Below are 20,814 nucleotides of genomic sequence, written 5' to 3' on the forward strand. Positions count from 1 at the left end.
TTAGTTCTCCTTGGAGTGCAGACTTCGAACTCGTTGAACAAAACCGAAAGCGGTCGTGGCGATCTCGGCGGCGCGGTCAGTCGAAAGAGCAGAATTGCGCGATTTCAGGCTCTCGATAAGAGATTCATAATCGACGCCTTTACGAAGCCATTGAACAGCGGCTGCTATGTCCACGGTCCGATGCGCGTAATAGTGAGGGTTCGGTTTGTCGCTCCGTATATTTGCAAGCGTTTGAACGATTTCTTGCGCGGGAATGCCGGCGTTCAACTGAGCCATTACCCATCTCCAATCGTTCTCTGATCTGGTATGGGATCCGAATACTCCATATCGGCATAGCCGTGAAGTGCTAGATGCAAAACGTTGTACTGGTTGAGGGGTAGACGCTTGAATTGCGTTTCCGTTGCAGCGCTTCCCAAGAGCACCGTATCCGGCTTTGGAAGATCAGACGCGATCGATTCGACTTCATGTCGGCTTTCAGGCAACGCGATTAGTTCACTTCTCTCTGGACCCGATGCGGCACGCAGAATGCCGAAGAACAGCGTTTTCTTCGGCCTGTTAATTGTCCAGGCGGCCACTCCTAGATACGGCATTGGTTCGATAGCCAAATGCTGTTCGCGATGCCGGAGGATGTGGAACACTGTCCCAGATGGAACAACCGTTACCAAATGAGAAGTCAGTACGTACTGGCCACCATCCGACAAGGCCGCGAACGGCAGCAGATGAAGCTTTCCATCAGGCACCACGATGATCGATTGCGCTCGACCATAACTCGAAACCGGTTTGATCAAGTCATCAAACAGCTGCCTCGCCAACCCATCGTCCGCCTTCTGTTTCACCACCTCCGATCGATAATCTGCCGCCTCTCTCTCCAACTCCGACTTCGCCTTCAACGTGTAACGCTTCACATCGGTCTTGCTAATCGCGAGCACGTACGAGTTCGGCTCGTCCAAGACGTATTCCAACATGAGTTCCGACGGGCGGAGATCCCGCTGCAACTCGATCAAGTTCACCGGCTCCGTCGAGAAATGGTCGGGTTTGAAATTCGGATTGATCTGTTGCTCGGTGTCGTAAATCGTTTGCAGAATGTCCTGCCTTGACCCAAGGTCATCGGTGTCCAGCAATCGCAAATTAAGATTCGTGAGAAGCTTCTCCGCAGTCGACGGCTCGTGTGGTGCGACTGGTTCGTGATCCTCAAGCGCTTGCGCTTCAACTCGGCCTCGTGCACGCTCGATTGCTCGGAATGCCTCCCTATTCTTGCCTCGATTGCTAAGCGAGGCAAAATATCGGGCATACACTTCGCTCAGCTGCCCCAGGAGCTGACGTTCAACAGTAGGTGTCGGCACTTTCGATAAGAGTGCGTCGATGAGATCTGTGCTCTTCCGGTAGAGCTCATCCGAACTCTTGGCATCCCCAAGTTTCGCTAGAATCTCTGCCTTTATCGCTAGGTCCCGCGGCACAAAATAGAGTTCATCGGGAATCTGTTTATTCGCTTGAATTGCTTCGTCAACGGCTGTGAGAGCCGGTTGCAGCTCACCTTGTTGCAGGTGCGCCTTGGCCAGTAACCCATCCGCCTGGGTTATGCCCCGCCAATATGACAACTGCTTCGCATATTGGATGGCGCGCGAGTAGTCATCCGCCGCTCGATCCCATTGGCCCATCCGTCCGTAGACACTAGCTCGGGCTTGATAGAGCTCGTAGAGATGTCCGGCCAGGTGGTAATTGGACGCTCGTTGCATCGCCTCCGAAGCCAGTGCCAGCGCTTCTTGATTGCGCCCCATCCCGCTCAAAGCTTCGACCTTCGCATTGACCGCGATGGTCGGATACGCAACATCCGGCTTGTCCTTCGACACCTTTATTGCCTCGTCGAGCGGTCCAAGAGCTTCGCCGTACTTTTGCAGTTCGACCAAACCAGTCCCGTAGACACTCGCGTATCGAATGTGAGCAGCTGGATCAGCAACCTTGGCCACGGTCCAGGCCTTGACCACGTTCTTCTTCGCGGTAGCAATGTCTCCCAGAAGGAATGCCGCGATCCCTTGCTCGCCAATTGCCCTGGAAGCGAGCAAGTAGTGATGTCGTTGCCTGGCGAGAGCTTCGACCTGTACCCAAGTAGCTCGTGCCATCGCCGAGTCGTAATTTACTTCCAGCATCCCAAGGATCGTTAGAATGCGAAGTCTTGTCTCAGGGTCTTGCGCCTGCGGTAGCGACAGGTCGTCCGTCAGTTCCGCAAGCTGGGCCGGAACACTAATCGAGGATTCACTTTGGGCGGGAATTTCGCTGACGTGCGCGTACAGAGCCTTCGATGGCTCATGATTCCGAATGAATCCATTTTCCGCTTGTCGGTAGAGGGGTTCTGCCGCGATCCAGTTGTTGACCCACGACTTCTCGTCGGCTTGTTCCAGCAACGCCTCTGAGGAGCCCGGAATCCTCCAATGGAGGACGTGATATCCAACAACACCCAACAGGACAGCCAGGAGCAACCCGGTAGCGATGCGAAGAGTGGGGGAGACTCTGAATCGCAATGCGCACCATTACCCTTTGGTCAATTGTGCCAAAAGACATTCCCTCGAATCAATATTGCCTGATCTTAAGAGATGCAAAGATTTACACCGGCAGCTAGCAATACTTCAGTTCCTCTGAGGAGGAAACCGCTCCACGGAACATGTACGTTGGGTAAAGACGAAGATCAATAGAGCGGGCGCAAATGGTTGCGGTCTGCAGAATCGGGATGTGGCTGTACTAGGATCGGATGATGGTGCCATCTACGACGCGAATTCAGCTCGACGAAGCTTTGCAGAGATACCCTGCGATCGACCGCTTGTTGGGAGCGCTGATGCGGGTTCGCTCTGAAGCGACAAATCCAGAATGCTTCCTTCTCTCGATGCTGCTGAGTGATGTGGCAAACGTCCTCGACTTCTGGGAAGACCGATCAGACAAGTTCCTCAAAGCCGTCGTAGATATTGACGATGCCGTGCAAAAGATACTCATTGAAGGCAGTGGCCACGCAAGACACGACCCGCCCCGTGGGTTTAATGCCCGCCTCAAGGATCTCTTCCTTGAAGTCTGCGTGGTCGCCGATTTGGCAGATAGGGGCCTAACCCACTTTTTCCCGGCACCTGCCGGGAAGATCAAGAACCACGATTTCAATTGCACCGTTCACTGCGATGACGGACAACCGCAAGATGGGTGTCTTGAAGTCAATAACTTGCGGTCGCCGGTCGGTATTGTCGACGCATTCGTGGAGTCTCGGAGAGCACTCGTCTCGTCCCACCCCGGGCTGTCCAAGATCGATATCGTTCTCACGCATCACTGGGACAACACGGTCGATGAAGCGCAGATCGACGCGATCAACTCATTCGTTGAGCACCTGAGGGACAGAGATGTGCCGTCACAAAGCACCCTGAACCTGCCCACAACAAACGGACAAGAAGTGGAGGTCCGCGTCAATCTCAATTGGGGAGAAGGGCGGGTCGCCATGGTGCGGCCTATCGGGGGAGACTTCCCAACTGGACCCTTCATAGCCGAGGACCGGTTATTCGAGAAGGCCGTATCAACCATCGAGAAGGCAGCCGCCCAGTTGGAATCCTGCTTTGGCTTGCGGCTTTTGGCACTAAACTTCGACACGCCTGACGCTATGCTTTCCTCTGATTTCGCCATCCGGCTGCAGGGCTACGTGAATGCGAAATGGAGTGGCGCGATCACACTTTTCGTTTTCCTCCAATACCGCTTTCTCGAATGTAATAGGTGATCTCCTCCTGAATCCACTTCTTCCCCAAATCGCCTTCCGGAGCCTAAAAGGCTCCTCTTGATGCCAAATGGGTATCGATCTTGAAGAAAAAGGTCTTGGACACCTGCGGAATTTTGGGGCACTCTCGTGGAAAAGGAGGTCGCTAATGGCACAGGTGGTCGCAAAATTTCCCCCTCGCTCAGTCGACAATCACTCATTCGGCATTCCTGATTTTGAGCCTCTCCTCAACAGTCACCAGGCCGCACAGCTCTTAGACATTCATCACAAGACCCTACAGAAGTTGGCTCGACGCGGGGAGATTCACGGCTCTCATGTAGGAAAGATGTGGCGTTTCCGCGCATCTGACCTGAATGAATGGCTGGACCGGCAGCAACGGGCCAGTTGAACATCGATCTCTCAAGATTCTCCACCGGTACTGCTCACGACCAAATTCTCGGGCCGCTGCAGGATTCAGACTCACAATTCGTCTCGCAGGCTTCCGAAAGGAAAGCAACGGGAGCGCTCGACCTCTGCCCGTCGTCGCGGTAGGCTGAAAGCAGCCATCCGTGGCGCCTTCACAAGGAGTAATCATGTCAAGGCGGACACGGTATCAACAAGGAAGCGTGCAGCGCGAGAAGCGGCTTAGCGGATCGGATGTTTGGATTTATCGATGGTATGAGACCGGGACTGACGGAACGAGCAAATACCGCAAGGCTATTGTCGGTACGGTCGCAACTCTTGCCAACGAAACCTCGGCCCTCAAAGCAGCTCAGGCGTTGCGCATTGACGCAAACCAACAAGCCCCGCACGCGGAAGGCGGGCCGAGAACCGTTGCCGAATTGATCGCTCACTACCGGCTCAAGGAACTGGTTGGTGAGAACAAGGGACGCAAGGCATTTTCGACACGAGCCGCGTACGAATGCTACCTGAAGATCTGGATTCTCCCCCGCTGGGGAGATCTCAGAATCGACCAGGTCAAATCAGTCGCTGTTGAAGAATGGCTGGACAGCATCAAGCGGGCGAAGGCGACAAGAGCAAAGATTCGAAATATCATGAGCGCAATTTTCCATCACGCGATGCGGTACGAGTGGGTTGACCGCAACCCAATCAAACTCGTCCGTCAAAGTGCGAAGCGGGAGAAGGTGCCTGAGGTTCTCGAACTTTTCGAACTTCAACTCCTCCTCAGCAAGTTGTTCGTCCGAGAGCGCACGTTGGCTCTTCTCGACGCGGCAACCGGACTTCGGGTCAGTGAACTGCTTGCACTTCGCTGGAGCGACGTTGATTTCGAGAATCTGGAGCTCAATGTCACTCGATCAATCTGGCATCAGGTAGTCGGCAATTGCAAGACAGAAGCTTCGGCCAAGCCCGTCCCAATGGACAGCTATATGGCGGAGGATCTGCTTCGGTGGCGGCGCCAGAGTGACTACGCAGCAGATGACGACTACGTCTTCGCTAGCGAGACCATGAAGGGCAAGCAGCCCTATTGGCCGGACAACTTGATGAAGCGTCATATACGGCCAGTTGCCAAGGCAAATGGCATCAACAAGAACATCGGCTGGCATACATTCCGGCATTCCTTCGGCACTTTGCTGAAGGCGAACGGAGAGGATGTCAAAACCGTCCAGGAGCTCTTACGGCACGCCAATAGCAGAATCACGCTCGATGTGTACACACAAGCAGTGAGTTCAAACAAGCGGGCAGCACAGAGCAAGGTTGTTAAGATGATGGTTCCAAATCTGGGTGAAATGGAGGATAAAAAACTCTCTCAAAATGGGCGGTAGAACTCTTATTGCACCCATATCGAACCCAGATTTCGATGTCACATTAGGTCCATACGTCCCGTAAGTGCTTTGGAATGTATGGCGGGGACGACGGGGCTCGAACCCGCGACCTCTGCCGTGACAGGGCAGCATTCTAACCAACTGAACTACGTCCCCACATGTATTTGGCGACGAAAGATCGACGCCGCTACTGTAATTAAATTGTAGCAAACAATTCCATGTTGCAGATGAGAGCCTTCAGAAATTTTGAGCGGATACTCAGTGAGTTCGTCGGAAGAATCTACAGAAGCGTGCGCGTAGCCGTTTCATCTGAGTTTTGCTCAAGTCTTCAAGCGAGTACCCCTCTTTCGCTTGATCATTCCAGCAGCAAATAAGATAGGGGCTGGACCGTTTGAAGATTGCTTATAAGGCAACATTCGATAACAAAATCTCCATTCTCGATGCTGCGCGCTCACCTCACCTGTTAGATGAATGTTGATGCAGACAAATGCTACGCTAGCAGTATTCATGGAAAATTCAGGCCATCAACTACGTTGCACCGGCTGTGCGCGTGTCATACAACAGCATGAGTTAAAAGAAGACTTTCGCTGCGAAGCTTGCGGTGACCTTTATGAAGTCGTCTATCCTTCCTGGAGCGCGGGCATGGCCGAGATTCGAAAGCCCAATGCGGGTGCCATGCGCTGGTTATGGAAGGAGCGTTGCTGCTCAAATGTCGAAGTGGATCAAAGTGGTGTCTGGCGCTTTCGCGAGTTGCTGCACATCCTTCGTGACGAAGCAAACATTGTTTCGCTGCGCGAGGGAAATACTCCGCTCTACCATTTAAAAAAGATCTCTCAATCGACGGGCATCGAGCAGCTTTTTGCCAAGCATCAGGGCATGAATCCAACGGGTTCTTTCAAAGACGCTGGAATGACAACTGCCCTCTCCGTCGCACGCGAACTCGGTTTTGAATGGGTCGCTTGCGCATCAACAGGCAACACTTCGGCTGCTATGGCAGCTTACGCGGCACGTGCTGGAATGCGGAGTTTGGTGCTCATTCCAGAGGGAAAGATTGCATGGGGCAAGCTGTCGCAAGCAATGGACTATGGCGCAGTCACGCTTCAGCTGCGTACGGATTTCGATGGCTGTGTTCGGATATTGTCAGACGTGGTAAAGTGCGCACCTGTATATCTGCTGAATTCCGTCAATCCATATCGGTTGGAAGGGCAGAAGACGCCTGCTCTTGAAATCGCAGAGGCGTTCGATTGGGAGGTTCCCGATCATCTCATTGTTCCTGGTGGCAATCTGGCTAACAGTTCTGCATTAGGAAAGGCTTTCCTGGAGATGCAGCATCTGGGCCTGACTACAAAGACGCCGAAGATCTCCGTGATACAGGCCGAAGGCGCTAGCCCGCTCTATCGTAGTCTGCAGGACAATGCTGGAGAAACCTTACATCCTGTCGAGGCTCAGACTCGCGCCACCGCTATTCGTATCGGAAATCCAGCCTCATGGAAAAAAGCCGTGCGCGTCATTCAACAGACAGGCGGCTGGTGTGAGCAAGTGGGCGAAGCGGAGATCGCTCTGGCGAAAGCCGAACTGGGCGCGGAAGGCATCGGCTGCGAACCGGCCTCCGCAGTTACGCTTGCCGGATTGAAAAAGCTGGTGAAGCACGAGAGGGTGTTACCGCACGAACGTGTTGTATTGCTGTTGACAGGCCACACCTTGAAAGATTCTGACTATACCATCGCCTATCATCGCGGGGAACTATTACGTCCGGATGAGATGCAAGGTCTCGCTCCCGAAATCGAAGCGACGCGCAAGAATGCTGCGGAGCTAGACGCGTCCGCTGATCTGGTGCTGCGTGAACTAGAGAGAGCAACAATTCGATGACTCAGCAGCGGCTTTATCTGCGATTGCCTGCGACGTCAGCAAACCTCGGCCCCGGCTTCGATGCGCTTGCTCTGGCCTTATCACTGCATCTCGAGATCAAAGCAACGGCTGCAAAGACTTACTCCATCTACGCCACAGGTCGCAATGCGGGTATATGCGGCGCTCTGGAACAAAACCTTCTGCTGCATACATATAAATCCGTTCTTGAGGCGAACGGGGTTATTCCACCTCCCCTCGCACTCGAAGTAAATAATGGTATTCCGCTTGGAATGGGCTGCGGCTCCTCGGCCGCCACTCGGCTGGCTGGTGTTGCGTTGGCTGCGCATTTCGGCGGACTTGACTGGAACCGAAACCAGGTTTTGACAGAAGCTTCCCGTCTTGAGGGGCATCCTGACAATACATCAGCGTGCTGGCTCGGTGGGTTTACGGTTGCATGTGAACGTGATAACGAAGTCGAGGCTATCTCTCTAACGCCGCGGAGCTTATGGCAGGCGCTCGTGGTTATGCCTACGAATCCCTTGCCGACGCCGCTTTCGCGAAAAGTGATCCCCACGTCGTTCACGCGCTCTGATGTCGTTTTCAATCTGCAGCGGGTCGCTCTATTGACGGCCGCATTTGCTACGGGACACGGAGAACTTTTGCGGACAGCAGTCGAAGATCGGATTCATCAGCCTTATCGCGTGGATGTATGTCCGCTACTGAAAAAACTTCTTCCAATTTCAGGAATGGAAGACATTTTGAGCGTGACATTGAGCGGAGCGGGACCATCCGTTCTGGTATTGGTGCAGGCTGGCGTCAATACTGCCGCTGCCAAGGAATTGGTACGAGCACACGCGGGGGACGAAAAAATCGAGATACTCGAATGCCATCTGGAAATGAATCCGGCGCTCTGCCGGGCCGAGTCAATTTCCGCAACCCTCTGATTCGAGGTTACTTTGGATTACCTAAGTTTTCTTTACAGCGGCTACGTAAATGTTTAAGTTCGCATCCGTGAGCAGTTCTGGGGGAGGGCTGCTCTAAGCGCCCGCGACTCGCAAGATGAGTCCGGGCGCTTTTTAGCACTTGGAACGGGTTATTGCCGAGTGCGACTTTTTTAGACCATTTATCATCCAATAGAGTGGCTTATAGACTCGAGACGAGTCGGAATGGAATAAAGGAGGAGCATGGCAGGTCTGGCAGTATTAGAGGTAAATGACGCGAGCTTTGAGCAGGAGGTGCTGCAGTCGGATCAGCCAGTCCTGGTTGATTTCTGGGCAGGATGGTGTGGTCCCTGTAAAGCACTGGCTCCTATCGTTGACGAGGTTGCTTCTGAGTTCAGTGGCAAACTGAAGGTCATGAAGATGGACGTGGACCGGAATCAGGCCACACCGATGCGTTATGGCATTCGCGGAATTCCTGCCTTACTGATTTTCAAGGGCGGCAAAGTGGCAGACCAGATCGTTGGCTATGTGCCGAAAGATACGATCGCGCGCAGCATCGCGCGAGTGATTGAGTAAGCTGCAATTGAGACTTGAAAAAGCCCGGCAAATTGCCGGGCTTTTTCATGCATATTTGCGCAGAATACCCAGTGCACGGCCTTGGATGGCGACATTCGTAGCCGGAACAAAGATCGGGTCCATCTCGATATTTGAGGGCTGTAGCCTGATCATCGAACCTTCCATGTAATAGCGCTTCAGCGTGGTTTCGGCTCCGTTTACCAGCGCGACGACGATTTCACCTTCACGCGCCGTTCGTGCGCGCTCAATCAGCACATAATCCCCATCGAGAATATGTTCATCACGCATGGAATCTCCACGCACTTGAAGCACAAACACATCCTTGCTTCCGATGATATCTGTGAGCGAAATGCTCTCAGCATTCTCCGTGGCCTCAACAGGAGATCCTGCGGCAATCCGGCCCAGCAGCGGCAGACGATCTGTCATGCGTGTCTTGCTGCGTGCCGGCATCACGTCAATCGACCGGCTGCGGTTATGCGCCCGCTGCAGCAAACCCTTATTTTGCAGATTGGTGATGTGCTTATGCACAGTCGCCAGGGACTTGAGGTCGAGGCCGCGCGCGATCTCTTCAAACGAAGGTGAATAGCCATTACGCTGCACAAACCCAGAGATAAAATCCAGCACTTCCTTTTGTCGACGTGTCACTGCCATAACCGCATTGTAGCGAATAAAAAGCGAATCGACGCGGAAGTTTCGCAGTTTTTTTGTTTTTTGGCTGGTGTTAGTTGCTCAGTAATCGCGGAAGACCTACGGAAAGCTGTGAGCTGTCAATTGTCTTCTACAAGTACTTCTTGCATTTTCCCATTTTAGACCTACTGACTCCATCAAATTTCGTTTCAGGAAGGCAGCGCATTTCAGGCTCATGTCTCGCTTGTGTCGCACCCATGCGACAGGAGAAGGTGAAGGCACGGCAAGGAGCCACAATGCGTTTGTTAATTGCAGAGGACAATAGCGCGCTGGGTGCGTTTCTAGAAAGGGGCCTTGAGGCAGACGGGCACGAAGTGACGCTGGTCTTCGATGGGGACTCCGCCGCAGACGCTTTTGTATCCCAAACGCCCGATCTGATGATTCTCGATTTGAGTCTTCCGCGAAAGGATGGTATCGAGGTGCTCAGATTCATTCGCTCGGTGAATAGCGAAACATTTGTTCTGGTGCTGACCGCCAGAACTGAGATCGAAACCAGAATCCATTGCCTGGATCTTGGCGCAGATGATTGCATGTCCAAGCCGTTTTCACTGCAGGAATTACGCGCACGCTGCAGAGCGTTGATGCGACGTCGAGGCGGAAGCGGAATCGTCCTCCGCTATGCCGATCTGGAAGTAAACAGGGTGGAACGATCAGTAGCGCGAGCTGGGCAGCCCGTGCTACTGACGAACAAAGAATTCGCCTTGCTTGAATGTCTCCTGCTGGCGCGAGGACGGTCCGTCTCTCGCACCGATCTGCTTGAGCGCGTCTGGGAAATGAATCCGACTGCGGGGACCAATGTTGTGGATGTGTATGTGAATTACCTGCGTCGCAAGCTCAACGATACGACTTCGAATCCGTTGATCCGCACCATACGCGGGCAGGGATATTCGATTGGGTTGAATGCATAGCCATCGAAAGGGATATCAAATGACGACTTTCACCTCTCCCACGCGGGCTTCTTCCGCTCCGCCAAGAACCGCGGTGCTTGCCAGTGCCGATCTTTCCTTCCGCCAGCGCGTAAAGGATACGCTTACCGGGCTCCACTGGAAGGTGCAGGAAGCAGCGGGAGGGGCGGAAGTGCTCGCTCATCTGGATGCGGCGCTCGCCGAAGCGGTCATTCTCGATTCCTGGCTGCCTGATCTTGAGGTGCAGGAATTCATTGCCGAGTTCGAGCGGATATATCCTTCCGTGGATCTGATATCCATCGATGGAACCGGAGTAGCTAAGACATCGCGTAGCCCTCGCAGGAACGAGATTCTTTATGCCCTGCGAAAGGGGCAGGATGATGATGGGGCAATCTGGAACAGTGCGCCTGTCATAGATTGGCCGAAGGATGAAGCAAAAGAGCCTGTCGGACGAGCCACTTCATTCGTGTCCAATACATCTATCAGTCAGAATGGAGCACGCTTTACAGCCGTAGATGCAAGCTGCCGGCTGCCGGAATTTGTCGGGCAGCATCCGTTGATGCTTGAGGTCAGTCGTCGCATCCGCCTGACTGCGTGTCATAAAACTGCGGTCCTAGTGCAAGGTCCAACGGGAACAGGTAAGGAGCTGGTAGCGCGGGCGCTGCATCGGCTGAGTCCACGCGCTTCACGGCCCTTCGTGGCCTTGAATTGTGCAGCCATCCCGGAAGCTCTGCTCGAAGCTGAACTTTTTGGGCATACACGTGGCGCCTTTACCGGAGCGGTGCAGGGCAGAATAGGCAGGATCGAAACAGCGCACGGGGGCACCCTCTTTCTCGATGAAATTGGCGAGATGCCGTTGCAGTTGCAGGCAAAACTCTTACGCTTCGTGGAATGCGGCGAACTGCAGCGTGTGGGTGAAAATGAGCCGGTGCGAGTGGATGTGAGAATCGTGGCCGCTACACATCGTTCGCTCGCGAAGCTGGCAGCGGAGGGAACCTTCCGGGCAGATCTTTATTACCGCTTGGCCGTGTTCTTGATTCGCACACCCGATCTCAATGCCCACAAAGAAGACCTCCCATTGCTGGTCGGGCACTTTCTTGCTGTCATGGCGGAAAACAGCCCGGCAAAGAGTTTGGACGCGGCGGCGATGGAGCAGCTGCGCGCCCACCATTGGCCGGGAAATGTGCGGGAGCTTGAGCACACGCTCGAACGCGTCTGGATACTGGCCGAAAGTCGGCCGCTGATCGGAGCAAATGAGATCGAGTTTGGGGAAACAGCCGGCGATTTCTGAGAGTTTTCTAATCTGAAAACGCGCAGATTGGTCCATCTTCTGCATGTGTGAAGTTGAAACCTCACCTCTGCCTCGAGACATCGGCAGAATACGTGAAAGGGTGAACTGATGCTGATTAGCACACCAATGAGCGACGCACTGGAGCGATATCTGGACCTCTCCAGTCAGGAACTGAAGCTGACCGCGGAAAATATGGCAAACATCGATACGCCGGGGTACCGCGCGGAAGGCTTTGACTTCGCCGGAGAGATGGGACGTTCGCTGGCTGAACTGACGGCTGGTCAAACCAGGAATGGTGTGGCGCGCAAACCTTTCTCGCAGAGCGCCGCGCATGTCGGACTGGTCGACGGTCTGATCGAACGCCCTGACGGCAACAATGTTTCGATGGATCGGGAGAGCCTGAACATGGCCGAGGCGCAGCTTCGCTTCCGCACGGGAGTGGAGTTGTTAAAGCGCGAATCAGCGCGTGTGATGGATGCGATTCATGTCGACAGCAAGTAACTGACAGGAGCGGATAGCAGACAATGAATCTCTTTGGAGTGATGGAAGTAAGCGGGTCTGCCTTGAAGGCGGAGCGTAACAGCGGCGATCCTCATCAACCATCGCATGGTGGTAAATGGCAATCAGGTGCAATGGCAGTCTCGGACACCGGAAGAGATGCAGCGCATGACCCAGTTAGCTGAGGCAGCGGTAGGCTTTGACAGCGGCCGCGGAGACCAGGTGAGCGTGGAAGACATGGCCTTTGAAGGCAACACCGCACATTCTCCCGCAACACCGATGCAGCAGTTCCTCTCCGGAGCCGCACAGTCAGAGGCGCTCTGGAAATATGCTGCATTGCTTCTGGCCCTCGGTTGTCTTGTATTCTTCGTCATTCGCCCAGCGATGCGAAAGCCCGCTCTTCTGGGGGCCGCCGCCGAAGCTACGCTGCAGACAGAACCGCAACTGACTCTCGGCGAAGACGCATCAGAGCAGCGCGCAGTGGAAGAGGACGAAAGGGAACATAAAAAGATGCGAGCGCAGCTCGTCTTCGACACTGTAGCCGAGCACTTACGACGCGACCCCGCACAGGCGACACGTCTGTTGCAAATCTGGATACACACCGAATAGGAGAAGATGGCGATGGCTACTGCCGCAAGTTTGCCTGTAACTGGAACCAGCCTTGTGCCGCCGCCGGCAGCCGAGCGCCGCGTTCTGGAGCGTGCGCTGCCGGGAATTAAGAAAGCTGCAATTCTGGTGGTGGCCGTGGGTGATGAGTTAGGAAAGAAGATTCTCCAGAACCTGCCGGACGCCGATGTGCAGCGCCTGACCGAGGAGATCGCCGATTTGCGCAATGTTCCGCCTGAAATGTCTCTGCAGGTCATGGAAGAGTTCTTCGACATGCTCGAGACGCAACGCTACATGATGCACGGCGGCCTTGATTATGCGACCAAATTGCTGGTGGAATCTTTTGGTAAGCAACGAGCCGAAGACCTCTTGGCGCTGGTCAAGCGCGCCCAGGAAGCGAGCCAGGGTGACTTGGCCATGCTGCAAAAAGTGGATCCACAGCAACTGGGAAAATTTCTCGATGGTGAGCATCCGCAGACCGTCGCGCTGGTGCTCGCGCATCTCGATCCCAAGCGGGCCTCCTTGGTGCTTAACAGTTTAAGTGAGGAACAAAAGGTGGCTGTCGTCAGACGCCTCGCAGAGATGCGTCAGTTCTCACCCGAGATGGCGCAGAAAGTAGCGGTAATTCTGCATAAGCGATTGGAGACGGTTGGTGATACCGGGCGCAAAGCCTATGCCGGCTTCAAGGCGGTGGCTGATCTGCTGAATCGCCTGGATGCAGAGCAGGCCAAGAAGATACTGGAAGAAATTGAAGAGGAAGAGCCTGAAGTAGCTATCAATATTCGGAACCTGATGTTTACCTTTGAAGATCTGGTGACTGTACCCTCGGCCAGTATGCGTGATCTGGTCGCGGCGATTGATAAAGCGATCCTCGCCATGGCGCTCAAGGGTGCGCGTGAAGATGTCCGGGCACATATCTTCCGCGCCATACGATAGCCTTTTCGCCGATGGAGATGGCAAGGACGAGGACAATACTAGTGGAAGCGCCGACACACTGATGAGCTACCGCGCGGAAGCGATGGCGAAAGCCGTCTCCGAACACGGCGGGTTCGGCATCGCGCGGCAGATCCTTGATCATTTTCAAACAAAGCAAAAAGCTGAGCTTACGGAAGCTTCGGGGAAGCCGACCGGCTCCTGAAAAAGTTCTCAGAAATTGAGTAAGAGAAGTTACTAAAGTGTGGCCTTCGGCCGCCGATAATGAGAGCGAGGAGAAAATCGCCATGAATGTAAATGATGGTCTGCGCAATCTGCCGGAGCCGCTGGAGGTATCGCAAGCATCCCCGGTTTCGCCAGTGCAATCGCAGCCTGTGGCAGTTCCCCCGGTCTCGTCCGGTGCCATTGAAGATCGGGCGGAAGTGAGCACGGCGGCGAGTCTGGCTCATCAGGATGTGCGCATGGAAAAAGTGGCTGCCGTTCAGCAGGCGATTGCCAGCGGTACATACCACGTTAGCGCGGAAGATGTGGCCGACAAACTGGTCCGCCAGATGGTGGGTGAGTAAAAACCTCATGGCCGGAATTGGTTCTTCGCTGCCTCTCGCTAGTTTCTTTGATCGTGCCATCGATGCGCTGGCAAGGGCAGACGCGGCATCGCTGACGCAACTGGTTTCTGATTGTGCTGGCGCTGAGCCGCCCTGTTCCCCTGAAGAGTTTAGCCGTGCACTGACGCAGCAAGTGGCCTTTGAAAAGGTTCTGGAGCAGACCGGACGTAACCTCCGCATCCTGCGCGGCGAAGAGCGTTTTCGCTACGGCCGTCGCTAAAGTTTGGCTTTGTACGCAGCAATCCAGGGAAAGGCAGTGACATGGCGACTCTGAATACAGCTTTCAGCATTGCGACGGGTGCTCTTGACGCAGACCAGGCGGCACTCAACATTATCGCGAACAATACGGCAAATGCCAGTACGCCGGGCTATACGAATGAGCTGCCGGAGTGGCAGACAAATGATCCAGTCACCATCAATGGCACCAGCTATGGGCAGGGCGTCACTATGACAGGCCCGTCCTCGCAGCGCGATCTGGTTCTCGAGCAGCGCATTCAGCAGCAGACCCAACTGCAGCAGGACAGCAGCACACGTGCCACGGCACTCGATTCAATTCAGAACATCTTTGGGGGAGCCGCTTCAACCTCGTCCTCGGGACTGGACATTGGATCCAGCATCGCCGGCTTCTTCACTGCGCTCTCCGGGCTCCAGTCGAATCCGGCAGATACCTCGCAGCGCCAATCTGTGTTAATTGCCGCCGCGACGCTGGCAAGTTCCTTTCAATCCGCTTCGTCCCAGCTGACGCAGCAGGAGGGGGTGCTCGATCAGCAGAGCACCGCAATTGTGCAGCAGGTAAACTCGCTGACACAGGCCATCGCGCAATTGAATACCAGCATCTCACAGACCTCTCCGAACGGAGACGCCGGACAACTCGAGGATCAGCGCCAGAATGATATTCAGCAGCTCTCACAGCTGATTGGCATCCATCAAACCACAACCGAGGACAACGGCCTAACCATCACAACCGCGAGTGGCGCGCTGTTGGTTTCAAAAGGCAAATCGTTTTTGCTAAGCACCTCAGTCTCCGGAGGGGTGACGCAGATATCCGACTATGAGGGCAACAATATCACTGCCAGCCTTGCTGGAGCAGGCGGCCAGATCGGCGGCATTCTCACGGTCCGCGATCAGGATATTCCGCAGATGCAAAGCGCGCTTGACACGCTGGCCTTTAGTCTCGGCACAGCTATCAATCATCAGAATGCTCAGGGCTCCGACATAAACGGAAACGCAGGCGGCAATATATTTAACTTACCATCTACCGCTTCCGGAGCCTCAGCAACGATCTCCGTCGTCATGACGGACCCATCGGGAATCGGCGCAGCAACCAGCGGAAGTGGCCCAGCGAATGACGGTAATCTGGAAGCCATGCTGCAGCTGCAGAATCAGGCCATCGTGGGAAACAGCACGGCATCGACCTATTATTCCGGCTTCGTCTCCGCTCTGGGCAGCTTGGCCTCGGATGTTTCCACTGACAACACCGCGCAGCAGTCATCTCTGACGCAACTGCAGACGCAGCGTGATTCATTCTCCGCCGTAAATCAGAATGACGAAGCAGCTGCTCTTGAAAACTTGCAACAGGCTTACCAGGCGGCGTCGAAAGTCTTCACCATCCTCGATACAATCATGGCCTCCGCTCTAAATTTGGGTGTCGAAACTACCGTGTCATAAGGACGACAGTATGCGATTTGATCCCTATTATCTGAATTCGGCCGTTGCGGCGCTTGACCAGACATCTGCGGTTGAACAGCAGCTTACTACCGAAATCTCCAGTGGCAACCGGGTAAGCTCATTAAGCGATGATCCCGTCGCTTCCGGGCAAAATGTGCTCCTCAGCGCGCAGCTGAAATTGGACGACAGTTTTTCTCAAACTGGGAGTTCAGCCGCGGGAAGGCTGCAAGTGGCCGATTCTACCTTGGCCAGCGTCGTATCGCAGGTCACACAGGCAATTTCGCTGGCCACGCAGGCGAATAACGGAACCATGAACGCCAGCGACCTGCAATCGGTTGCCACGCAACTTTCAGGTATACGAGACGAAGTGCTTTCGCTCGCGAATGCGACCTACATGGGGCAATACATCTTTTCCGGTAGCCAGAGCAGCACTCTACCCTACTCCATGGATACGACCTCGACGTCCGGCACAGTCGTCTATAACGGAGATTCGGGCGCGAACGCCATCTCCTACATCACGACTCCGAGCGGTCAGAAAATACAGACGAACCTGCCGGGCGATCAGATATTTTCTGATGCGAGCAACCCGTCGAATCCGGCGACTAATCTTCTGCAAACACTTACAAACCTGGTTGCCGATTTCTCCTCGGGTACAGCTTCAGGAACGGCAGTCTCGGATACAACCGCTCTCAGCGCTGCCCTAGGCTTCGTCAGTCAGCAACGGGTCGTCCTCGACAATTCCATCACCCAATTGCAGACCGCGCAGACTTATATACAGACTCAGAGCACTCAGATCGTCGCAGCGCAGACAAATCTCCTGCAGACTGACGTAGCCCAGGTCTCGACACAATTGAGCACAGCGGAGATCCAGCAGGCCGCCCTTACCCAAGTGGTCAACATCCTGGAACACGATAACGGAGATTTGTTCAGCCTGTTATAGAACGCTTTTATGGTGCTACTTTTCGCTGCTTCCCTCAGGTCCCGAGCGGCGGTATGTTCGGCCGCGGCTTTTTAGCAGGAACACTTCGCGGCAAAAGGGACATTCCCAAGGATAGAGGCCCATGCGGGAATAAACCCGCTCCTGGAGAAAACCCCGGCGAGCAATCCGCGTCATCTCAGTATTCTGGCAGTTCGGACAGGAGCGTTTGCTTTTGCTCATTCGTACTCTTCTTTGGCAAGATAGCAAAAACAAAACTTACTCTTAAAAGGTGCAAGCGCGCAACTAAGCGCTTCGCTGGAATCGCTGGTATGAATTTGAAGATATGCTGAGGAGCGAGGCTACAAAGAGAAATTCACCGCCTGTGAACTTCTTGTTTCCGCGGAAAATAACAAAATTATGCTGTACGTCCCAGCGTATCGCTGCAAAGGCTCTGCGCCAGTTGAATCAATTGTTCGGGCGCAATCGGTTTGACACGGTGGATCACGTTCATGCCGGTGTATTCGTTTTCAGCATCTGGCAGACCGCTCAGCACCATGATGGGCAGAAGTGGAAAGCGTTGCCGTAACTCAGCAACGAACTGCGGCCCCTTGATCCCGGGCATTAGGTGATCAGTGATCACCAGACGCAGTCCGCGAGCCAGTTCCGCGTCTTCCAGCAATTCGAGCGCTCTTCCAGCATCTGATGCTAGTACAACATGCTGTCCGGAATACGTAAGAATGGCTTTTCGGGTGGCTGCTTGTACTGCGTTGTCGTCAACGAGAAGAATCGTAAATGGCATAAAATTCGGGTATACCCGCTGAGTATTCAACAAATAAATAAAGAGATGCGGCCTGAGGTCGAATGGTTGTTTCGCCGATTTCAATCGTTTCGAGTCATTGTTTGTCGGATACCTCCGAGCTTGAAAAACTCGACCTGAAATACTCCAGACTGAGCTTCAGCCCGGTCTCGAGATCGATCGCTGGCTCCCAGCCCAGCAAACGACGAGCGCGAGTAATATCTGGCCGGCGTTGCATTGGGTCATCCTGCGGCAAGGGACGGTAGACAATCTTGCTGTTGGAGCCAGTCACCCTCAGTACCGCCCGGGCACATTCCAGGATGGTCCACTCTGTGGGATTTCCAATGTTGACTGGCGAATGTTCTGTAGAGCGTGCCAGGCGAAGAAAGCCGTCAATTTCGTCCGATACATAACAAAAGCTTCGCGTCTGATCGCCCTTTCCGTAGACGGTCAAATCATTTCCCTGTAATGCCTGCATTATGAAATTAGAAATGACGCGGCCATCATTTGCCTGAAGACGTGGTCCGTAAGTATTGAAGATACGAACCAGGCGAGTATCCACTTTGCGGTAACGGTGGTAGGCCATGACCAGCGCCTCGGAAAAGCGTTTGGATTCGTCATAGACGGATCGAGGTCCAACGGGATTCACGTTCCCCCAATAGTCCTCTGTTTGCGGATGGACGGTTGGGTCGCCATAGCATTCAGAAGTAGAGGCGTGTAGAAACCCGGCCTGATACTTCTCGGCCACATCGAGAGCATTCCTGGTACCAGCCGAACCCACCTGCAGAGTTTCGATTCCGAGGCGGGCGTAGTCCTCCGGGCTGGCCGGAGAGGCAAAGTTAAAAACGAAGTCGACCTTACCGTAATCGAAAGGCGTGCAGATATCGTGCTGGTGAAGCTCGAAATGTGGGTCAGATTGAAGATGTTTCAGGTTTTCAAGCGAACCCGTGCATAAGTTATCGACGCCAACCACGGAATGACCATCTGCAAGCAGAGCATCCGTTAAATGAGAACCAAGAAATCCTGCTGCCCCGGTAATGAGTGCTCGCATATTTAGAAGAGGTCTCTCGCGTGATCAGGAATCGATTTGCCTGCCAGCAGGCTTCGGTAAAGGCCATAGTAAATCATGGGGTGCCGCAAAGTATAAATAACCACGGCATCGGGCAAATATCGATAGTTAGGCGGAAATCCTACCATCCCGTCACACCCAACCGGCGTTGGCAGGAAACAAATTAAGCCAAAATACACTAAAATTAAGAAGGAGAGGACTACGCCACAACATGCCGATGGTCTGGCGTCGAGGGGATCATGGTTGCCGAAGTGCGGATCAGCCCGCGTGAACGGCTGGTGCTTACAGCCGTCATCGAAAACTACATAGCCACTGGCGAACCTGTGTCTTCGCAGGCGGTTGCGCGTCAATTCGCCGATAAAGACGGTATGAGTTCCGCGACGATCCGCAACGTCATGGTTTCGCTCGGCGATTCGGGGCTGCTTGATCAGCCTCATACCTCGGCTGGACGTATTCCTACCGCGAAGGCGTTTCGATTTTATGTGGAGCAGTTGAGCGGAAGTTCGCGGCAGTTTGCTCTCGCCCAGGCGTGGCGTGAGCAGATCGATGACACTTTCGCCGGGATCAGCAGCAGCCAGCAGTTTCTTGAGCGAACTTCTCATGTGCTTGCTTTGATCTCCAGCGGGGTAGGCGTGGCACTGGCATCTGTTGCCGAGGTGCATGCGCTTGAGCATATTCATTTCACGCGGCTTACGGTAGGACGCGTTCTTGCCGTCGTAGTGACGAAGGCCGGCATCGTTATGGATCGCATGTTGATACTGGACCGCGATCTCACGCATCCCGAGTTGGAGGCGTCGGCGCGCTTCCTGAATGAGAACTTTCATGGATGGTCCATCGACCACATTCGCGGGGAGCTCTCGCGCCGCATGGAACAGGAGCGCAGTGAGTACGACCGGCTGATGCACTCGGTGAACGAGCTATGCCTCAAGGGTGCGCTGAATGCTGATAAGGGGGTACAGACGATCTTCGTGGAAGGCGTGGCGAACCTGCTTGCCAGCGAACTAGACCGCGAACGCCTGCGCCAGATGTTTGCCGCTCTTGAGGCGAAACAGCGCATGGTGGATCTGCTGAATGCCTATGTCGATGCGCGCCAGCAGACAGTGCGCGTAGTGGTTGGACTGGAAGAGACCATTCCCGGCATGCAAAATCTTGTGCTGATTGGCTCTCCCACTCGGCTTGGAAACGAAAATTTTGGCACCGTCGCAGTCATTGGGCCAACCCGCATGCAATATCAGGAGACGATGAATGCCGTCTCTTACATCGCGCAACTCTCTGAAAAGATCTTCCAGCCACCACAGTAGCGTTGGACGATTCAAGTTGGATGATTCAATCTGGAAACAGGACAACGAGTGCCCGGCGCGCTCAAGAAGATACTTGATATGAGCAGAAAAATGGAAAACGAACAAAAGATGAACGATACGCAGAATCAGGAAACCGCAGCAGCCGTGGCAGATGAGCCGCAGGCTGAAGCGATTTCGCAGGTTGAAGCATCGAATACAAACGACGAGTTGGAACGTGTAAAGGCCGAGCGTGACGCGCTGACCGATCGAATGGCACGGCTGCAGGCGGAGTTTGATAACGCCCGCAAACGCGAAGCGCGCGAGCGGCAGGAATTTCGTGATTTTGCCGTCTCCGGTGCCGTCGAACAATTTCTTCCCGCGCTGGATAATTTCCAGCTGGCGTTGAAATCAACCGGCTCAGCGGAGCAGCTTCGTACGGGTGTGGAGCTGATTGTGAAGCAGATGGAAGAGGCCCTGCGTTCACTCAACGTTCAGCCGGTAGAAGCGGTCGGGGCGGCCTTCGATCCACGCGTCCATGAGGCGCTTGAAATGGTGGAACGGCCCGATCTGCCCGACCATCAGGTATTTGACGAAGTAAGACGCGGATACCGCATTAAAGACCGGTTGCTTCGCCCAGCGCTGGTCCGCATTGTTAACAATCCGCAGCAGAAAGAAGCATGAGCCAAA

At 54.3% G+C, this 20,814-nt stretch carries 22 protein-coding genes, 1 tRNA gene and 1 pseudogene; 18 read left to right on the forward strand and 6 right to left on the reverse strand.

Annotated elements, in window-relative coordinates; all coding sequences use genetic code 11:
- Together GSQ86_RS10965 and GSQ86_RS10970 are read right to left on the reverse strand one after the other, a co-directional pair.
- Complete coding sequence (locus GSQ86_RS10965; RefSeq protein ID WP_158749978.1) at positions 1-276, reverse strand: hypothetical protein; 276 nt, start codon at positions 274-276, stop codon at positions 1-3.
- On the reverse strand, positions 276-2,519 hold the full coding sequence (locus GSQ86_RS10970) for a CHAT domain-containing protein (protein WP_158749979.1): 2,244 nt from the start codon (positions 2,517-2,519) through the stop codon (positions 276-278). Before GSQ86_RS10970 ends, GSQ86_RS10965 begins: the two co-directional genes overlap by 1 nt.
- 311 nt (positions 2,520-2,830) lie before the next feature.
- Here GSQ86_RS10970 and GSQ86_RS10975 point away from each other — a divergent pair, with 311 nt between their 5' ends.
- The 3 genes from GSQ86_RS10975 to GSQ86_RS10985 all read left to right on the forward strand — a co-directional run bounded on the left by GSQ86_RS10975 (position 2,831) and on the right by GSQ86_RS10985 (position 5,505).
- Entirely contained in the window at positions 2,831-3,745 is a 915-nt protein-coding gene (locus tag GSQ86_RS10975) for a hypothetical protein (RefSeq protein WP_216841115.1), read from the forward strand.
- A gap of 145 nt (positions 3,746-3,890) precedes the next feature.
- Positions 3,891-4,130 carry a helix-turn-helix domain-containing protein gene (locus GSQ86_RS10980; RefSeq protein ID WP_158749981.1) on the forward strand — a complete coding sequence of 80 codons (240 nt, stop codon included), beginning with the start codon at positions 3,891-3,893 and terminating at the stop codon, positions 4,128-4,130.
- 184 nt (positions 4,131-4,314) lie between these two features.
- Positions 4,315-5,505: a site-specific integrase gene (locus tag GSQ86_RS10985; protein WP_158749982.1), complete on the forward strand. Its 1,191-nt coding sequence runs from the start codon at positions 4,315-4,317 to the stop codon at positions 5,503-5,505.
- Positions 5,506-5,584: 79 nt separating this feature from the next.
- On the opposite strand, the gene GSQ86_RS10990 is transcribed toward GSQ86_RS10985, so the two are convergent.
- Positions 5,585-5,661: transfer RNA gene (locus GSQ86_RS10990), tRNA-Asp, on the reverse strand.
- Positions 5,662-6,147: 486 nt separating this feature from the next.
- On the opposite strand from GSQ86_RS10990, the gene thrC reads away from it, so the two are divergent.
- The 3 genes from thrC to trxA all read left to right on the forward strand — a co-directional run bounded on the left by thrC (position 6,148) and on the right by trxA (position 8,870).
- Complete coding sequence (thrC, locus tag GSQ86_RS10995) at positions 6,148-7,374, forward strand: threonine synthase (protein WP_254062307.1); 1,227 nt, start codon at positions 6,148-6,150, stop codon at positions 7,372-7,374.
- Positions 7,371-8,297, forward strand: coding sequence for a homoserine kinase (gene thrB, locus GSQ86_RS11000; RefSeq protein ID WP_158749984.1), 927 nt, complete (start codon positions 7,371-7,373; stop codon positions 8,295-8,297). Before thrC ends, thrB begins: the two co-directional genes overlap by 4 nt.
- Before the next feature lie 240 nt (positions 8,298-8,537).
- The gene (gene trxA, locus GSQ86_RS11005; RefSeq protein WP_158749985.1) at positions 8,538-8,870 is read left to right on the forward strand and encodes a thioredoxin; all 333 of its coding nucleotides are present in this window, start codon (positions 8,538-8,540) and stop codon (positions 8,868-8,870) included.
- Between the two features lie 45 nt (positions 8,871-8,915).
- Here the strand turns inward: trxA and lexA are convergent, their stop codons facing one another.
- On the reverse strand, positions 8,916-9,521 hold the full coding sequence (gene lexA / locus GSQ86_RS11010) for a transcriptional repressor LexA (protein WP_158749986.1): 606 nt from the start codon (positions 9,519-9,521) through the stop codon (positions 8,916-8,918).
- A gap of 272 nt (positions 9,522-9,793) precedes the next feature.
- Between lexA and GSQ86_RS11015 the strand changes: the two genes are divergently transcribed.
- From GSQ86_RS11015 to GSQ86_RS11060, 10 genes and pseudogenes are all read left to right on the forward strand, one after another.
- Complete coding sequence (locus GSQ86_RS11015; protein WP_158749987.1) at positions 9,794-10,465, forward strand: response regulator transcription factor; 672 nt, start codon at positions 9,794-9,796, stop codon at positions 10,463-10,465.
- Positions 10,466-10,484: 19 nt separating this feature from the next.
- Positions 10,485-11,753: a sigma-54 dependent transcriptional regulator gene (locus tag GSQ86_RS11020; RefSeq protein WP_158749988.1), complete on the forward strand. Its 1,269-nt coding sequence runs from the start codon at positions 10,485-10,487 to the stop codon at positions 11,751-11,753.
- A 108-nt stretch (positions 11,754-11,861) separates the two neighbouring features.
- Positions 11,862-12,254 (forward strand): flagellar basal body rod protein FlgB, encoded by a 393-nt coding sequence (flgB, locus tag GSQ86_RS11025; protein WP_158749989.1) that lies wholly within the window; start codon positions 11,862-11,864, stop codon positions 12,252-12,254.
- An 84-nt stretch (positions 12,255-12,338) separates the two neighbouring features.
- A pseudogene (locus GSQ86_RS11030) lies at positions 12,339-12,860 on the forward strand (flagellar M-ring protein FliF C-terminal domain-containing protein); the annotation flags it as partial.
- A 12-nt stretch (positions 12,861-12,872) separates the two neighbouring features.
- The gene (gene fliG / locus GSQ86_RS11035; RefSeq protein ID WP_158749991.1) at positions 12,873-13,793 is read left to right on the forward strand and encodes a flagellar motor switch protein FliG; all 921 of its coding nucleotides are present in this window, start codon (positions 12,873-12,875) and stop codon (positions 13,791-13,793) included.
- On the forward strand, positions 13,759-13,995 hold the full coding sequence (locus GSQ86_RS11040) for a hypothetical protein (protein ID WP_158749992.1): 237 nt from the start codon (positions 13,759-13,761) through the stop codon (positions 13,993-13,995). The genes fliG and GSQ86_RS11040 overlap by 35 nt, the downstream gene beginning before the upstream one ends.
- An 82-nt stretch (positions 13,996-14,077) precedes the next feature.
- Entirely contained in the window at positions 14,078-14,356 is a 279-nt protein-coding gene (gene flgM / locus GSQ86_RS11045; protein WP_158749993.1) for a flagellar biosynthesis anti-sigma factor FlgM, read from the forward strand.
- Positions 14,349-14,615 (forward strand): hypothetical protein, encoded by a 267-nt coding sequence (locus GSQ86_RS11050; RefSeq protein WP_158749994.1) that lies wholly within the window; start codon positions 14,349-14,351, stop codon positions 14,613-14,615. Before flgM ends, GSQ86_RS11050 begins: the two co-directional genes overlap by 8 nt.
- A 41-nt stretch (positions 14,616-14,656) precedes the next feature.
- The gene (gene flgK / locus GSQ86_RS11055; protein ID WP_158749995.1) at positions 14,657-16,063 is read left to right on the forward strand and encodes a flagellar hook-associated protein FlgK; all 1,407 of its coding nucleotides are present in this window, start codon (positions 14,657-14,659) and stop codon (positions 16,061-16,063) included.
- 10 nt (positions 16,064-16,073) lie between these two features.
- Positions 16,074-17,003 (forward strand): flagellar hook-associated protein 3, encoded by a 930-nt coding sequence (locus tag GSQ86_RS11060; RefSeq protein ID WP_158749996.1) that lies wholly within the window; start codon positions 16,074-16,076, stop codon positions 17,001-17,003.
- 394 nt (positions 17,004-17,397) lie between these two features.
- Here GSQ86_RS11060 and GSQ86_RS11065 read toward each other — a convergent pair whose 3' ends face one another.
- Positions 17,398-17,781 carry a response regulator gene (locus tag GSQ86_RS11065; RefSeq protein ID WP_158750130.1) on the reverse strand — a complete coding sequence of 128 codons (384 nt, stop codon included), beginning with the start codon at positions 17,779-17,781 and terminating at the stop codon, positions 17,398-17,400.
- A 94-nt stretch (positions 17,782-17,875) separates the two neighbouring features.
- Complete coding sequence (locus tag GSQ86_RS11070; protein WP_158749997.1) at positions 17,876-18,829, reverse strand: UDP-glucuronic acid decarboxylase family protein; 954 nt, start codon at positions 18,827-18,829, stop codon at positions 17,876-17,878.
- Between the two features lie 257 nt (positions 18,830-19,086).
- On the opposite strand from GSQ86_RS11070, the gene hrcA reads away from it, so the two are divergent.
- Both hrcA and GSQ86_RS11080 read left to right on the forward strand, forming a co-directional pair.
- Complete coding sequence (hrcA, locus tag GSQ86_RS11075; RefSeq protein WP_158749998.1) at positions 19,087-20,148, forward strand: heat-inducible transcriptional repressor HrcA; 1,062 nt, start codon at positions 19,087-19,089, stop codon at positions 20,146-20,148.
- A gap of 90 nt (positions 20,149-20,238) precedes the next feature.
- On the forward strand, positions 20,239-20,808 hold the full coding sequence (locus GSQ86_RS11080; RefSeq protein WP_254062308.1) for a nucleotide exchange factor GrpE: 570 nt from the start codon (positions 20,239-20,241) through the stop codon (positions 20,806-20,808).
- Positions 20,809-20,814: the final 6 nt, after the last annotated feature.

The sequence above is a fragment of the Acidobacterium sp. S8 genome (assembly GCF_009765985.1).
Lineage (GTDB): Bacteria > Acidobacteriota > Terriglobia > Terriglobales > Acidobacteriaceae > Alloacidobacterium.